The organism is Kribbella kalugense, assembly GCF_004365875.1.
Taxonomy (GTDB): domain Bacteria; phylum Actinomycetota; class Actinomycetes; order Propionibacteriales; family Kribbellaceae; genus Kribbella; species Kribbella kalugense.
In genome coordinates, this window is the sequence record NZ_SODF01000001.1 from 119,281 (window position 1) to 134,184 (window position 14,904).

A 14,904-nucleotide genomic window follows, 5' to 3' on the forward strand; every position below is an offset into this window, starting at 1 on the left:
GTCCAACCGTGAACAGGTGGCCGCGCGGGCGGTGGGCATGGGTTGCGGCGCTCGGGGTCGCGACGCTGCTCGTCCTGACGGTCATGGACCTCGCGCAGCACTACGACGTACCGCTCGGGGCTGTGCTGGCGCTCGCGATTGCGCGGGCACTGGCCCTGAGCCTGGCGTGGCTGCGGCCTCGAGTGGCCATGGTGGTCTCACTGATCACCACTGCCGTCACGGCTGCGGTCACGACACCAGTCAGCTCGAGTGAACCGTGGCCGTGGGGTACGACGGCAGCTTTCGGGCATGCGTTCGTCATCGCGATCGCAGGTGCCCGCGGACTCGGCCGGCGGGAACAGGTCGGCTGGTGGGTCGTCACACAAGCACTCGGCATAGTCGCCACCGCACTGGCCCCGGACCGCGGCAGCTGGCGCGGTCTGATCACCATGGCAGTGCTGTCGGCAGTAGCTGTCGTGGTGGGCGACCTGATCCACTCACGCCGCGAGACGAGCAGACGACTGGTCGAGCAGGAAACGATCAGCAAGGTCGAGCGCGCCGAGCGGGAGCGCCTGCAGGAGCGGGCCCGGATCGCTCGCGAGCTGCACGACGTCGTGGCGCACCACCTGTCCGTGGTGGTGGTACGGGCGGACAGCGCGCCGCACCGGCTGACCGACGTACCGGACAACGTCCGTGAGGAGTTCACCGAGATCGCCGAGGCGGCGCGTGTCTCGCTGACGGAGATGCGTCGGGTACTGCGCCTGTTGCGGGAGCCGGTCGAGCAGCCGCAGCTGGGACCGCAACCAGGGTTGGAGCACCTGGCTGACCTGGTCGAGAGCACTCGCCGGGCCGGTGCTGATGTGCGACTAGTAGGTGACGTGCCAACCGGCTTTGACGAGACAGTTGAGCTGACGGCGTACCGGATCGTGCAGGAAGGGCTTAGCAATGCGGTGCGACACGCGCCGCACGCAGCAGTGGAGGTGTCGATCAAGCAGAGCGGCGACGAGCTGGAGGTCACCGTGCACAACACGCCGCCACCTGGTACCCCCACGCCGGCGCCGGGTAGCGGTCATGGGCTGACTGGGATGCGTGAACGCATCCACCTCGTCGAGGGGACCCTCAGCACAGCGCCGACCCCCGAAGGCGGTTATCTGGTCCAGGCGGTCATACCGGTAGGAAAGGAGGCGGCGAGTGGCGATCACAGTCATGGTGGTTGACGACCAGGAGATGGTGCGGGCCGGGTTCAGTGCGCTGCTGGACGCGCAGCCGGACCTCCAGGTGGTCGGGCAGGCCGGCGACGGCGCCCAGGCGGTCGACCTGGCCGCGACCCTGAAGCCGGACGTGATCCTCATGGACGTACGCATGCCAGTCCTAGACGGTCTCGCCGCGACCCGTCGCATCCTCGCCAACTCCACTCCTGGCGAGCCGCCCCGCGTCGTCATGCTGACAACGTTCGACCTCGACGACTACGTGTACGCCGCACTCCGTGCCGGTGCAAGTGGCTTCCTGTTGAAGCACTCCACGCCAGACGAGCTGGCCGCGGCCGTGCGAGTCGTCGCCGCCGGTGACGCGCTGCTGGCCCCGTCCGTCACCCGTCGACTGGTCGAGGACTTCGCCCGCGCACAGCCCGTCGTACCGATCACTCCGGTCCACCTGACGCCCCGGGAGACCGACGTACTGCGGCTGGTCGCCCGTGGACTCTCCAACCGCCAGATCGCGGACGAACTCGTGCTGGCCGAGCAGACCGTGAAGACGCACGTCAGCAACATCCTGACCAAGCTGGACCTGCGTGACCGTGCGCAGGCAGTGGTCTACGCCTACGAGGCGGGCGTAGTGGTCCCCGGTCCGCGACACTAGGTCGATGGACGTCCTGGAGCGTGTACGCCGACTGTGCCTCGCGATGCCCGAGGCGACCGAGCGGCCGAGTCATGGTGAGCCGACCTGGTTCGTGCGGGACAAGAAGGTGTTCGTGATGTACGCCGACCATCACCACGACGACCGGCTCGGGGTGTGGGTGGCGGCGCCACCCGGTGTGCAGGAGTCGCTGGTCGCCGAGGACCCCGAGCACTTCTACCGGCCGCCGTACGTCGGTCACCGTGGCTGGCTCGGGGTGTACCTGGACGTCGAGGTGGACTGGGAACACTTCGAGGACCTGGTCGAGAGCGCGTTCCGCCAGATCGCCCCGAAGACACTGATCGCCCGTCTGGACGAGGTCTAGTCGTTCAGCGGCACCGAGGTCTGCGGGAGCAGCGCGAGGTGGGTGCTCCAGGTGGCGGCGTGCCCGTCCCACTCCCAGTCCAGCATCTGCGCGGTACTGCGACGTCCGAACACGGCCCGGAACAGTTCGTAGGAGCTGGTGCGGGCGACTGCGGTAGGACCTTCGGAGCCGGCCGAGTACGTGCCGTCCGGCGTGATGACGGTCAATGGGCCTGGTTCGTCGAGCATCCAGTCCAGTGTGGCCAGCCAGAGCTCGGTGGGCGGCCGTCCGCTGCCGATGGCGCCGTGCAGGTCGGCTTCGTGGACGGCCGCGTCGACGTACGGGTTGCAGACCAGTGGGTGCGAGGTGGTGCCGCCGACGATGAGCTTCTCCAGCTGCGGTCCGACGGTCGCCCACTCGTCCAGTACGTCCGAGATCGGTAGGTTGCGCCGGATCGCGACCTGTACCGCGGTCCACGGCGGCCTGGGTGCGCCGGTGACGTTGCCGACCACGAAGTCGGCGGCCACGCCGGTCAGGTGTGAGACCAGGCTGTGCACGCTCCACTGTGGGCAGGCGGGCACCTGGCGATCCAGGTCGTCCGGGCTGAGATCGCGGACCGCGGCTGCGATCCGTTCGCGTCCAGCGTGGTACAGTTCGGCACTTCTCGATGCGTCCGTCACGCCTCCATTGCACAGATAGGGTGACGCGGTGGGCAAGGGTGAAGCGGGGCCGGTCGGTCAGAAGTTGGCGATTGCGCTGGCGTTCGGGAGTTCGGCCGCCGTGATGGTGCTGGAACTCGTGTCGCTCCGGCTGGTCGCGCCGTACATCGGGCTGACGCTGGAGACGAACACAGCGGTCATCGGAGTCGCACTGGCGGCGATCGCGACCGGCGCGGCGTTGGGTGGCCGGTTTGCGGACGTGGTGCCGCCACAGCGGACGCTGGGTCCGCTGCTCCTGTTCGGTGGTGCACTGGTGATGCTGATCCTCCCGGTGGTGCGCTGGACCGGTCAGGCGCTCGCCAGAGATGCGAGCGACCTGGTGTTCCTCGTGCTCGCCGTGACCCTGTTCGCGCCTGCCTCACTGCTCGCGGCGGTCACACCGATGGTGACCAAGCTGCGGCTGGCGACGCTGGAGCAGACCGGCACTGTCGTCGGGCGGCTGTCCGCGTACGCCACGGTCGGCGGCATTGTCGGCACAGTGCTCACCGGCTTCGTGTTCGTGGCCACCGTCCCGATCAGCACGATCGTTCTGACGCTGGGCGCAGTACTGGTGGTCGTCGGTGCCGCGCTGACGTTGCTGCTGCGTGGTGTGCAGGCCGCGGTGAAGCCGGTCGCTCTGGCGCTGATAGGTGCCACGCTGACCGTTGTCGCACCACGTCCGTGTGAGGTCGAGACGGCGTACCACTGTGCTCGCGTCGGTGCGGACCCCGACCGTGAGAGCGGACGGACGCTCTACCTCGACGAAACCAGGAACTCGTACGTCGACCTCAAGGACCCGACCTATCTGCAGTTCGAGTACATCAAGAGCTTCGCGGCCGCGATCAACGGCAGCTGGCCGGAGGGGCGGCGGCTGGACGCGCTGCACATCGGTGGTGGCGGTCTGACCATGCCGCGGTACCTCACCGCGACCAGGCCAGGCACCAAGAACCAGGTGTACGAGATCGACCGGGCCGTGGTCGAGCTCGACAAGCGGGAGCTCGGCGTACGGACCGGTCCGGACCTGGCCGTGACGGTGAAGGACGGTCGGCTCGGCGTACGGTCCGAGGCGACGGACAGCCGGGACCTGATCATCATGGACGCGTTCAGCGGGCTGGCCGTGCCATGGCACCTCACCACGCGTGAGCTGATCACCGATGTACGGCGGGTGTTGCGGCCGGACGGGGTCTATCTGATCAACGTCATCGACAACGGCAAGGCACTGTTCGCGAAGGCCGAGATCAAGACCGTGCAGGCCGTGTTCCCGTACGTCGCGGTGATCGCCCGGAAGGACGAGCTGGCGGGGCAGAGCGGCGGGAACTTCGTCGTGGTCGCGTCCGACCGGCCGATCGCCGTACCCGCCATTGCCGGTCGACTCGAGCCGAACATGGAGCTCAGCGACCAGCCGGCCGGATTCGTCGGGGACGCGCCGGTGCTGACCGACGACTACGCACCTGTCGACCAGCTCCTCACCACGTACAGCAGCTGAGTTTCTTGTGGTTGCATGTGGTCATGCACCCACGCGCAGGCCAGCCCGCTCAGCCCGAGGACCTCGTCGACGTCGACGCCATGCTTGCGGCGTACGGCGACATCACCCCGGACGTGGACAACCCCGCCCAGAAGGTCGTCTTCGGTACGTCGGGACACCGCGGCTCGAGTCTGGACGGTGCCTTCAACGAGGCGCACATCCTGGCCATCACCCAGGCCGTCTGTGAGTACCGCGCCGGTCAGGGCACGACGGGACCACTGCTGGTCGGCCGGGACAGCCACGGCCTGTCGGAACCGGCCTGGCGCACAGTCCTCGAGGTGCTCGCCGGCAACGACGTACAGACGCTCGTGGACAGTGCTGACCGGCTCACGCCGACCCCTGCGGTGTCGCACGCGATCCTGCGGCTCAACCGCGGCGCCGGTGCGGACGCCGACGGCATCGTCATCACGCCGTCGCACAACCCGCCGCGTGACGGTGGCATCAAGTACAACCCGCCGCACGGCGGTCCGGCCGACTCCGACGCGACCAGCTGGATCGCCGACCGCGCCAACCAGCTGATCGCCGGCGACAACCGCGAGGTACGACGCAAGCCGTTTGCGCAGGCCCGTCAGTCCGCGGGGGACTACGACTTCGTCGGCCACTACGTCGACGACCTGCCGTCGGTGCTCAACCTGGCCGCGATCCGCGACGCCGGCCTGAAGATCGGCGCCGACCCACTCGGCGGCGCCAGCGTGGACTACTGGGCTGCGATCGCCGAACGGCACAACCTCGACCTGACCGTGGTGAACCCACGGGTCGACCCGGCCTGGTCGTTCATGACGCTGGACCACGACGGCAAGATCCGGATGGACTGCTCCTCGCCGTACGCGATGGCCTCGCTGGTCGCGCAGCGGGACAAGTACGACGTGGCGACCGGGAACGACGCGGACGCCGACCGGCACGGCATCGTCACCCCGGACGCCGGGTTGATGAATCCGAACCACTACCTGGCCGTCGCGATCTCGTACCTGTTCAGCAACCGCCAGTGGGGTCCGGACGTCGCCGTCGGCAAGACGCTGGTGTCGTCGTCGCTGATCGACCGCGTGGTCGCGGACCTGGGTCGCCGGCTGTGGGAGGTGCCAGTCGGCTTCAAGTGGTTCGTGCCTGGGCTGGTGGATGGTTCGGTCGGCTTCGGTGGCGAGGAATCGGCCGGAGCGAGCTTCCTGCGCTTCGACGGCACGGTGTGGACGACGGACAAGGACGGCATCCTGCTGGCGCTGCTGGCGAGTGAGATCACCGCAGTGACGGGGGAGACGCCGTCGCTGGCGCACGCCAAGCTGGTGGAGCGGTTCGGCGCATCGGCGTACTCACGGGTGGACGCGCCCGCCACCCGCGAGCAGAAGGCCAAACTGGCGGCCCTGTCGTCGGACGCGGTCACCGCGACCGAGCTGGCCGGTGAGCCGATCGTGGACCGGCTGACGAAGGCTCCGGGTAACGACGCCCCGATCGGTGGGCTGAAGGTCACCACGGAGTCGGCGTGGTTCGCGGCCCGCCCGTCCGGAACCGAGGACCTCTACAAGATCTACGGCGAGTCGTTCAAGGGCGCTGAGCACCTGGACCAGGTCTTCGAACAGGCCCGCGAGGTCGTGTCCGAAGCGCTCTCTTAACGCACAAACGAGTCCAGCAACCGTTCCAGATCCGCAGCGGGGTCCTCAGTGATCCCGCTGTGGATCGGTCCGGGATGTACGACGGTACTGCGAGGCGCAGCGAGCCACCGGAACCGCTCGCTGATCGTCGTGCCGGCTGCAGGCCCTCCAGCCGGCTCACCCGCACAAATCGCCCGGATCTGATCCAGCGACGCACACACGACATCTACGTCCACCGCTGGGTCCAGGGCTCGCAGGCGTTCGGGCTGAACATCCCACCCGGCGCCGAGGTAGTCCAGACCGCGGCAGTAGAGCACTGCACCCACGTTGATGAACTCGCCCCGCTGGATGCGTGGTGCAGCCCGCAGGATCACGTAGTCGAAAGGTGCCATCATCGAGCACCTCCCGGCAGCCAGGCGGACCGGTTCTCCAGCCGAGCCAACAGGTGGCCGAGGTACCGCTCCCGGTCGCCCGCTTCGATCCACTCGTCCGGCACGAGCCCGATCACTTCCGTCAGCAACTCCGGGGTGATCGCAGCGGCCAGCTCAGAGTCGACCTTAGAGACCTGGGGTGCCGCGACGGAGAAGACATGGTCGGAAGCGTCGTACGGCAGCGAGGCGAACCTCTCCGCGGACATCCAGGAGTGGTGGAAGTACAGCGCGGCGCCGTGGTCAATCAGCCAAAGGTTCTTGTGCCAGACCAGCAGGTTCGTGTTCCGCCAGGACCGGTCGACGTTGGCGACGAACGCGTCCAGCCAGAGGATCCGGGCCATCCCGTCGTCACCGGGGTTGCCGGCCGAGCCGTCGTACCCGAAGGAGCCGGGCAGGAAGTCGACGGCCAGGTTCAGGCCGGCGCTGCGGATCAGCAGCTCCTGGATCTCGAAGTCCGGCTCGGACTTGCCGATCGCCGGGTCGAGCTCGATCAGCTTCAGCTCCGGCACCCGCAGCCCGAGCCGGCGGAACAGCTCCCCGACGATCACCTCGGCGACCAGCGCCTTGGGTCCCTGCCCGGCGCCGTGGAACTTGATCACGTAGGTGCCGAGATCGTTGCCCTCGACAACACCAGGCAACGACCCGCCCTCACGCAACGGCAACACGTACCGGGTCGCGGTAACCACAGGCAGACTCACGCCGCAGAGCTTAGGCCATGGGTACCTGGCCAGGGTGAGGGTTCCGTCGTTCGGAGTAGAAGAAGAGCTGCTGCTGGTGTCCGCCACCGGCGATCCACTGCCGCGCAGCAAGGCGGTCGTGGTGGACCTGCCAGGGGTGGAGCTGGAGCTGACGCGCGCCATGGTCGAGATCAACTCCCCGGTCTGCCAGACAGCCGACGAGTTGCGTGCGCACTTGGTAGCCATGCGTGCCGGTCTCGCCGAGGCTGCGGCCGAGGAGGGCGCACGACTGCTGGCGATCGCCGTGCCACCGCAGGGCGAGGCGGCCCAGGCCATCACCAACAAGCCTCGCTACACGGAGCTGGCCGCGCGGTGGGGGTTGCTGGCGCGCGAGCAGGGTGTCTGCGGATGCCACGTCCATATCGACGTTCCGGACAGGCAGGCGGCCATTCGGGTCAGCAACCACCTGCGGCCCTGGCTGCCGGTCCTCCTGGCCCTCACCGCGAACTCACCGATCTACCTGAACCAGGACACCGGCTTCGCGAGCTGGCGGTGGCTGATGACTACCAGGTGGCCGTGCGCCGGTCCGCCGCCGTACCTGGAGTCGCCGGAGCACTTCGACGCGCTGGTGGCGATGCAGTTGGCGGCAGGCACGCTCATCGACGAGCGGATGGTCTACTGGGACATTCGGCCGTCCTCGCACCTGCCGACGGTGGAGGTGCGGGTCAGCGACGTACCGCTGACCGTCGACGAGACCGTGCTCCTGGCCACCCTGATCCGGGCGCTGGTGATGACCGCATTGGAAGACGGCGGCCAGGGACCGAAGATCGAGCCCGAGGTACTGCGGACCGCGTATTGGCTCGCTGCCCGCGACGGACTCACCGCGAACGGTCTGGACGTCCGCACTGCCGAACCACTGCTGATCGCCGAGCTCTTGCAAAGACTGCGACAACACGCCGAACCAGCACTGCAGGAGCTCGACGCACTGGATCTGGTCGACGACGGACTCCAGCGTGCTCTCACAGACGGCAACGGTGCCGTCAAGCAGCGCAAGGTGTTCCGTGAGGGCGGCGACTTCACCGCCCTCACGGAAGTCAGCGCAGGAAGTCCTCGAGGCCGTGCAGGTCGTCGGTGTTGATGTAGTCGACGTTTGCTGCGAGCAGTTCGCGCCAGAGGGCCTCGCGGGCTTCACCTGGGGTGTCGGGGGTCTCCCAGAAGCGGACCTTGTAGCCGGCGTGGTGCGCGTTGACCACGATGTCGTGCAGCTTGGTCTTCTCGGCCTCCGGCATCGGGCCGAGACCGCGCCAGGTGAACACGTTGGACCAGTTGTCACTGACCAGCGGCATCAGCGACGCCGGCATCCCGGACTCCAGGTCGCCCAGCCGGCCGTCGTACCCGGCATAGCGGAGCTTCTGCGCCTTCATGTCGTCCAGCGGGCGGTTGCCGCTGATCACGGAGGTGACAGCGCCCTGGAGCACCCGCCCGTTGACGAAGATCGTGCTGATACCGCGGTACTTCGCCAGCGCCTTGTCCACCGCGGCGTACGTCGATGGTCCGTCGCTCTTGATGTCGATCAGCAGCTGGAAGCCCCGACCGTGCTGGTACACCTGCCCGTGGTTCTCGCGGACCCGGTCCGCCAGAGGCTTCAGGTAGAGGCTCTCCAGGTTGCGACCGGGCTTGGCGTCCGACAGGTCGTGGGCCACCCGCAGCTCGCCGTCGACCAGCCACACGTCGGCCTCGACGCTGTTGAACCCGCGGTCCAGCGCATCCTGCAACGGCCGCCGGTGGTCGTAGTCGTTGTGCGCGTGCGCCGACGGCAGCGCCCGGATGGCAGGAGCGTCGTACGCCTTCGGCAGGCGGAGTCCGTTCTGCCGTACGGCGTCACGCAACCGGTCCGGGTAGTCGCTGATGAGGCCGTCGACACCCTGGTCGATGAACCACTGAATGGTCGCCGGGTCGTCCACCGTCCACGGAATCACCTTCAGACCGGCCTTGTGCGCCGACTTCACCGTGGCTGCGGTGAAGTACGGCCGGAACGCCGGGTCGGTGATCTTGCCGCCCTGCGGGAAGCCGTCCACCGGAGAGATCGCCGAGGCGCCGAACGACTTGACCGCCTTGATCGGGTCGCCGCCGAAGTCGTCGATGTCGATGCCGCCCAGCCACGGCGACTTGCCCGGCTTGCCGACCTGCAGGAAGTCGTAGTTGTCCAGCGCGACCAGCGGCAGCTCCGGCATCACCTGGTGCATCCGGATCAGCGAACCCCAGTCGAAGCTCTGGATCGTCACCTGGCGGGCGATGTTGGCCCTGCGGATCTCGCTGGCGACCACCTGGACGAACTGCTCACGCGGCGCGGTCTCGGTCGGCGCACCGGCCTCGACCTTGGTCTCGACGTTCAGCTTCACGCCGTACGCGTGGTAGCGGTGCACGAGCCCGAAGATGTCGCGCAGCTCGGGCATCCGGGCGCCCGGGTCGGGCTGCTGCTCGGGGAAGCCGGCCTGCGGCAGCGAACCGCAGTCGAGCTGCTTGACCTGGTTCAGCGTCAGCGTGTTGATGAACTTGCCGACGTACGGGTACTCCGGGTCGGCCGCGCTGTACGGCGCGGTGTCGCGGCACTTCTTGCCGTCGACCTTCCGGTCGTGGGTGACGACGGCGTACCCGTCCTGGGTGATCTGGACGTCGAGCTCCAGCGTGCTGACGCCGAGCTCGAGACCGTGGGAGAACGACGCGATCGTGCTCTCCACGGTGAGCCCGAGGCCGCCGCGGTGGGCCTGGATGTCGAAGTCGCCGCGATGGGCAGCGGCCGGGGCGGCCGGAAGCAGCAGTCCGGCGATCAGCGCGCACGGAAGCAGCGCACGGGGAAGGCGGCGCATGAGGGGTCCCTTCCGGAGGGGTATGGGCGGACAAGCCTGAGGCTGTATCCCAGAGGAGTACCCAGATCCTCGGGAAGGTAGCCGCCAAGTGACCAGACGGCTACGGAGCGGAGGTGATCATCCGCGCCGACTCCGACTCCACATGCACCGAGCCATTCACGGCCGCCCCACAACGCCACCCACTACCCCAACTTTGAGAAGCCACCAACCACAATTCCGCGGCGGAACTGGTTGGTGGCTTCTCAAAGTTGGGTGTAGACCGAGGCGGAGTGGGGGCTAGGGGTGTACTGCGCGTTGGCCGGGGATGACGTCGTCAACGTTGCTTGACGAGGCACTAGCACCGCCGAGGTCTCCTCGACTGCGTGGAACTACTCGTACTGGAGCGCTTCGAGCGGATCGAGCTTGGCCGCGCGCCGGGCCGGCCAGATTGCGGCGAAGATCCCGACCACCACCGAGACGACGGCGAAGATCACCAGCTGGGCGACCGGGATGGTGAACGAGATCTCGTCCAGTCGCGCCGCCAGTAGCGAGGCGAGCAGCAGGCCGAGCGCGATCCCGATCACCGCACCGATGAGCGCGGTGATCACGCTCTCCTGCCGGATCATCTTCTTCACCTGACCGCGAGTCAGGCCGATCGCGCGCAGCATGCCGAGCTCGCGGGTCCGCTCGAAGACTGTCAGCACCAGGGTGTTGACGATGCCGAACAGGCTGACCAGCACCGACAACGCGAGCAGGACATACAGCACGTTCAGAATGCTCTTGATGCTGTCGGTCTGCGCCTTCTTGAACTCGTCCCGGGTCAGCGCTTTGGCGTTCGGGAACGTGCTCAGGGCATCGTTCAGGGTCGCGGTGTTCGCGGCCGTGACACCGCCGCTCATGTTCACGAAGGTGTAGATGTTCAGCGGCTGCGAGGTGGTCGCGTCGAACGTGGCCGTCGAGATCGTCACGTTCCCGAACGGAGAGCCGCCGGCCGGCGGGCGGAACACGCCCTTCACCTGGAGTTGCAGGGTCTTCCCGGTGGCAGTCTGCATCGGGAACCGCGACCCGAGGACGAGCGCGTGAGTGTCGGCGTATGAGGCGTCGACGATCGCGCCGTCGGTACCGAGTTCGCCGAGTGACGCCTGCGATCCGGAGCGCCAGTCGAAGGTGAGCAGCTCTGGAGCCTGCGGGTCGACGGCGGTGATCGTGATCGTCTTGCCGAACGCCTTCGCCTGGCCGCCGCGCACGCTGGTGACCTTCTGCACTCCTGGCACCTTGGCGACCTCCGCGGCGACCGGTGGCGGCAGCGGACTGAAGTTGTTCTGCGCGGTGATCGCGTAGTCGGCGCTGAAGATTCCGTCGACGGCTTGCTCGAACGGCCTGATCAGACCCGCACCCAATGTGGCGACCAGCGTGACCAGGGCTAGCCCGATCATCAGCGCCGCCGCGGTCGATGCGGTCCGGTGTGGATCCCGTCGGCTGTTCTGTCCGCCGATCGCCACCGCAGGGCCGTCCGGCAGTACGCCAGGGAACTCGGTACGCCGGCCGAAGAGACGACGTACCAGCCACAACGGAACCAGGACGAACGGCCAGATCAAAGCGGTCAGTACGACGACCGACCAGCGTGCGATCGGATCGGCCACCGTTGCCAGCGGGCGGACGAGACGCGAGGAGAACAAGGCGATACCGATGAACAGCAGCAACACCCCGGCGCCGAGCAACGTCAGCAGAGTCTTGGTCGACAGTCCGTCGGCGAACAGCCCGACCAGCACGAGCGCGATTCCACCCGCGGCGAGCAAGGCGGCGCCCACCGGCCGATAGCGATTCAACCGTCCAGGCGCGAGCGTCGCGCCCTCGCGGACCGCTGCGATCGGCGGCACCCGGGTCGCCCGCCACGCAGGTCGCAGACTCGCCAGAACGGTCACCACCACGCCGACGATCAGCGCGACCACGATCGTCCGGGTCCGGAACACCAGACCGTTGTTCGGCAGCGTGAAGCCGACCGCGTCGAAGAGCTTGAACAGCCCGGTCGCGATCGCGAGCCCGAGGAACAAGCCGGCCACGGCGGCGACGAATCCGGTGACCAAGGCCTCCAGCACCACCGTGGAGAGGATCTGCCGGCGCGAGGCGCCGAGCGTTCGCAGGGTCGCGAACTCGCGGGTGCGCTGGGCGATCGTGATCGACAGCGAGTTGGCGATGACGAACGAGCCGACGAACAGCGCGATGCCGCCGAACACCAGCAGGAACGTCTGCAGGAAGCTCAGGAAACTCGACGTACCGGCCGCGTCCTCCTTGGCCTGTTCGTCGGCGGTCCGGACCTGCGTTGCCGTGGGCAAGATCTGCCGGACGGCATCGAGCATCTGCTGCTCACTGGTCCCGGACTTGGTCGCGATCAGGATCTGGTCGAGCTTGCCGGTCTTGTCGAACAACCGCTGCGCCGTACCGAGGTCGAACCCGGCCAGCGTGGCGCCGCCGATCGACGACACCGCGCCGAACTCGACCAGGCCGGAGATCTTCATCTTCTCGGCCGCGCCGCGGGCCTGGACACCGATCGTGTCGCCGGTCGTGAATCCCTTCTCCTTGGCGGTTTTCGTGTCGATCACGACCTGGTCGCCAGCCGGCCACGCCCCAGAGACGAGGGTGAGCGAGTTGAACTGCGGCAACGTCGGATCGACGCTGAACCCGAGGTTCGGGGCGCCGCCGAAGACGATCGACTTGCCGTCCTTCCCGATCAGCTGCGCCTCACCGCTCACCGCGCCGCCGGCCGCACCGACCTGGGGCAGCCCGCGGACCTTCGCGAGCAGACCCGCGTCGAACGGCGGCGCCGGCACCGTCCCGTCCTCGGACGCGTCGATGGCGTTCTTGCCGGTGATCGCGGCGTCGGTGTTCTTGTAGTTCTGGGTGAAGATCGAGTCGAACGCGGACGTGATCGAGTCGGTCAGCACGTAGGTCCCGGAGATCAGCGCGACCCCGAGGACGACACCGATCGCGGTTAGCGCCGTCCGCAACTTGCGGGCCAGCAGGCCCTGGAGCGCGAACTTGATCACTGCAGATCCAGCGTATCGATGATCTGCAGGATCTCGTGCTGGTTGGACCGGCCGGTCTCCTTCACGATCTCTCCGTCGGCCAGGTAGAGCACCCGGTCTGCCATCGCGGCGGCCTTGGCGTCGTGCGTCACCATCACCGTGGTCTGGCCGTACTCGTCGACAGACGACCGCATCAGCTTGAGGATCTCGCCGCTGGTCCGTGAGTCGAGGTTGCCGGTCGGCTCGTCGGCGAACACCACCGTCGGCCGCGACACCAGGGCCCGTGCGATCGCGACCCGCTGTTGCTGGCCTCCGGACAGCTCGGACGGCCGGTGCTCGAGGCGATCGGCCAGACCGACCCGGTCGACCAGGTTGTCGAAGAACTCCGGATCGGGCTTCGTGCCGGCGATCGTCAGCGGCAGCAGGATGTTGTCGCGGGCGGTCAGCATCGGCAGCAGGTTGAAGAACTGGAAGATGAACCCGATGTGCTGACGGCGGAGCTTGGTCAGCGCGTCGTCACCGAGGGTCGTGATCTCGATACCGTCGATCTTGACCGAGCCGGATGTCGGCCGGTCCAGCCCGGCCAGGATGTGCATCAGCGTGGACTTGCCCGAGCCGGACGGCCCCATCACCGCCGTGAGTTGCCCGGGCTCGATCCGTACGCCGACACCGCGCAGCGCATGTACCGCGGTATCGCCTTCGCCGTAGACGCGCACGAGGTCCTTCGCGTCCACAACCTCGACGACTTGAGTAACTGTCCCCTCCATTGCCGATCGCCCTCCCTGGCTGATCAGCGGCCAACCCCCAGTAGACCGGTCGACAAACTGCTTCCGAGTCTGCTCCCGTTCGAGCTCGATCGATACAGGGTTTTCCCCCGGATCACCCCTGACTCAGATCCAGCCTCGGCGGGCGGCGTGGAAGCCGAGCTGCAGACGGGTGTCGGCCGAGACCAGGTCCATGAGCGCTCGCACTCGTCGCTGGACGGTTCGCATCGACAGGTTGAGCTGGTTCGCCACTGCATGGTCGGTGAGGCCGGCCAGCAGTAGGCCGAGGATGCGGGCGTCCAGATCGGGCAGTCCGTCGGTCTGGCCTTCGACCATGCCGTTCGAGCCCAGTACGAGCGGGAGCCCATCATGCCATACCCGGTCGAACAGAGCGAGCAGCGCGTCGAGCATGCCGCTGCTGTGCACGATGAGCGCACCGATGCTGCCCCCCGACCCGGAGAGCAGCGGCACCAAGGCAATCCGCCGGTCCACGATCAGTAGCCGCATCGGCAGCTCTTGTACGACGCGAACCTCTTCGCCGGCGTTCAGCGAGTCAGAAGCCGCAGCGAAGAACCCGGGCCGGTCGAATGCGCTCCGCTCGATCAGCACGCGGTACCGCACTCCACGGGTGACCGCGGCGTCCTCTTCTTTGTTGTCCTCTGGTGGTACGACGGCGATCTCAGCCTTGACGAACCCGAGCACCTCCTCCCGCGCTGACATCTGCAGCTGCGCGAACCGCTGCCCGACCGCATTGGCGCCGCGGACCACGTCCACCACGTCGCTCACCGATCGCTCGGTATCCGTACCCCGGTAGACCTCCGAGAGCGACTCGATCTCACGCTGCGCCCTACGCAACTCCTCCTCGCGCTGAACCGCCAGCGCAGCCAACGCGACCGACGGCGGCGAGGCGACGTACCGGTCGGAGCTGCCGCTGGACCGCGCGGCCAGACCGAGCGTCTCCAACGCGGTCAGGGAACGCGCGGCCTCGATCGGGTGGCAGTTGAGCCGGCTGGCGAGCTCGGCAGCGTCGTACGACGGCACCTCGACGAGGGCGCGGTACGCGAGTTCTTCGGAGTCATCCAGTCCGAGCACGTCGAGCACGATGCCTCCCGGAGGGCGGTGGAGTGGGAGTCGAAGCCTGGCGGGTAAACGAATTGTCGCAATCTTGCCAC

At 67.7% G+C, this 14,904-nt stretch carries 13 protein-coding genes; 6 read left to right on the forward strand and 7 right to left on the reverse strand.

Translation table 11 applies throughout. The features are described 5' to 3' along the window. The first annotated feature begins 8 nt into the window (after nt 1-8). Genes EV650_RS00585 through EV650_RS00595 form a run of 3 tightly spaced genes read left to right on the forward strand, consistent with a single transcriptional unit; the run spans nt 9 to nt 2,197 of the window. Complete coding sequence (locus EV650_RS00585) at nt 9-1,196, forward strand: sensor histidine kinase (RefSeq protein WP_134114224.1); 1,188 nt, start codon at nt 9-11, stop codon at nt 1,194-1,196. Continuing rightward, nucleotides 1,171-1,836, forward strand: coding sequence for a response regulator (locus EV650_RS00590; RefSeq protein ID WP_134114226.1), 666 nt, complete (start codon nt 1,171-1,173; stop codon nt 1,834-1,836). The genes EV650_RS00585 and EV650_RS00590 overlap by 26 nt, the downstream gene beginning before the upstream one ends. Before the next feature lie 4 nt (nt 1,837-1,840). After that, nucleotides 1,841-2,197, forward strand: coding sequence for an MmcQ/YjbR family DNA-binding protein (locus EV650_RS00595; protein ID WP_134114228.1), 357 nt, complete (start codon nt 1,841-1,843; stop codon nt 2,195-2,197). On the opposite strand, the gene EV650_RS00600 is transcribed toward EV650_RS00595, so the two are convergent. Then, nucleotides 2,194-2,856, reverse strand: a complete 663-nt coding sequence (locus tag EV650_RS00600) for a maleylpyruvate isomerase family mycothiol-dependent enzyme (RefSeq protein WP_166677971.1) — start codon at nt 2,854-2,856, stop codon at nt 2,194-2,196. The two genes, EV650_RS00595 and EV650_RS00600, sit on opposite strands and share 4 nt — an antisense overlap. A 28-nt stretch (nt 2,857-2,884) precedes the next feature. Between EV650_RS00600 and EV650_RS00605 the strand changes: the two genes are divergently transcribed. Further along, a complete protein-coding gene (locus EV650_RS00605) occupies nt 2,885-4,360 on the forward strand; it encodes a fused MFS/spermidine synthase (RefSeq protein WP_134114232.1) in 1,476 nt (491 codons plus the stop codon). A gap of 23 nt (nt 4,361-4,383) precedes the next feature. Further along, nucleotides 4,384-6,006, forward strand: a complete 1,623-nt coding sequence (pgm, locus tag EV650_RS00610) for a phosphoglucomutase (alpha-D-glucose-1,6-bisphosphate-dependent) (protein WP_134114234.1) — start codon at nt 4,384-4,386, stop codon at nt 6,004-6,006. On the opposite strand, the gene EV650_RS00615 is transcribed toward pgm, so the two are convergent. Further along, nucleotides 6,003-6,377 carry a DUF3037 domain-containing protein gene (locus tag EV650_RS00615; RefSeq protein WP_238173948.1) on the reverse strand — a complete coding sequence of 125 codons (375 nt, stop codon included), beginning with the start codon at nt 6,375-6,377 and terminating at the stop codon, nt 6,003-6,005. The two genes, pgm and EV650_RS00615, sit on opposite strands and share 4 nt — an antisense overlap. Then, nucleotides 6,377-7,114, reverse strand: coding sequence for a HipA family kinase (locus EV650_RS00620; RefSeq protein WP_134114238.1), 738 nt, complete (start codon nt 7,112-7,114; stop codon nt 6,377-6,379). The genes EV650_RS00615 and EV650_RS00620 overlap by 1 nt, the downstream gene beginning before the upstream one ends. Before the next feature lie 34 nt (nt 7,115-7,148). Between EV650_RS00620 and EV650_RS00625 the strand changes: the two genes are divergently transcribed. After that, entirely contained in the window at nt 7,149-8,231 is a 1,083-nt protein-coding gene (locus EV650_RS00625; protein WP_134114240.1) for a carboxylate-amine ligase, read from the forward strand. On the opposite strand, the gene EV650_RS00630 is transcribed toward EV650_RS00625, so the two are convergent. From EV650_RS00630 to EV650_RS00645, 4 genes are all read right to left on the reverse strand, one after another. Next, nucleotides 8,188-9,963: a glycerophosphodiester phosphodiesterase family protein gene (locus tag EV650_RS00630; RefSeq protein ID WP_134114242.1), complete on the reverse strand. Its 1,776-nt coding sequence runs from the start codon at nt 9,961-9,963 to the stop codon at nt 8,188-8,190. The genes EV650_RS00625 and EV650_RS00630 overlap by 44 nt on opposite strands. A 368-nt stretch (nt 9,964-10,331) precedes the next feature. Then, the gene (locus tag EV650_RS00635; protein ID WP_134114244.1) at nt 10,332-12,989 is read right to left on the reverse strand and encodes an ABC transporter permease; all 2,658 of its coding nucleotides are present in this window, start codon (nt 12,987-12,989) and stop codon (nt 10,332-10,334) included. Next, nucleotides 12,986-13,735, reverse strand: a complete 750-nt coding sequence (locus EV650_RS00640; protein WP_134114246.1) for an ABC transporter ATP-binding protein — start codon at nt 13,733-13,735, stop codon at nt 12,986-12,988. The genes EV650_RS00635 and EV650_RS00640 overlap by 4 nt, the downstream gene beginning before the upstream one ends. Before the next feature lie 123 nt (nt 13,736-13,858). Then, on the reverse strand, nt 13,859-14,833 hold the full coding sequence (locus EV650_RS00645) for a helix-turn-helix domain-containing protein (RefSeq protein ID WP_202874277.1): 975 nt from the start codon (nt 14,831-14,833) through the stop codon (nt 13,859-13,861). Nucleotides 14,834-14,904: the final 71 nt, after the last annotated feature.

Excerpts from the sequence above, each read along its gene's own strand:
- EV650_RS00640 (WP_134114246.1), bottom strand. The coding sequence starts at position 13,735 with ATGGAGGGGACAGTTACTCAAGTCGTCGAGGTTGTGGACGCGAAGGAC.
- pgm (WP_134114234.1), top strand. The coding sequence starts at position 4,384 with ATGCACCCACGCGCAGGCCAGCCCGCTCAGCCCGAGGACCTCGTCGAC.
- EV650_RS00595 (WP_134114228.1), top strand. The coding sequence starts at position 1,841 with ATGGACGTCCTGGAGCGTGTACGCCGACTGTGCCTCGCGATGCCCGAG.
- EV650_RS00630 (WP_134114242.1), bottom strand. The coding sequence starts at position 9,963 with ATGCGCCGCCTTCCCCGTGCGCTGCTTCCGTGCGCGCTGATCGCCGGA.
- EV650_RS00615 (WP_238173948.1), bottom strand. The coding sequence starts at position 6,377 with ATGGCACCTTTCGACTACGTGATCCTGCGGGCTGCACCACGCATCCAG.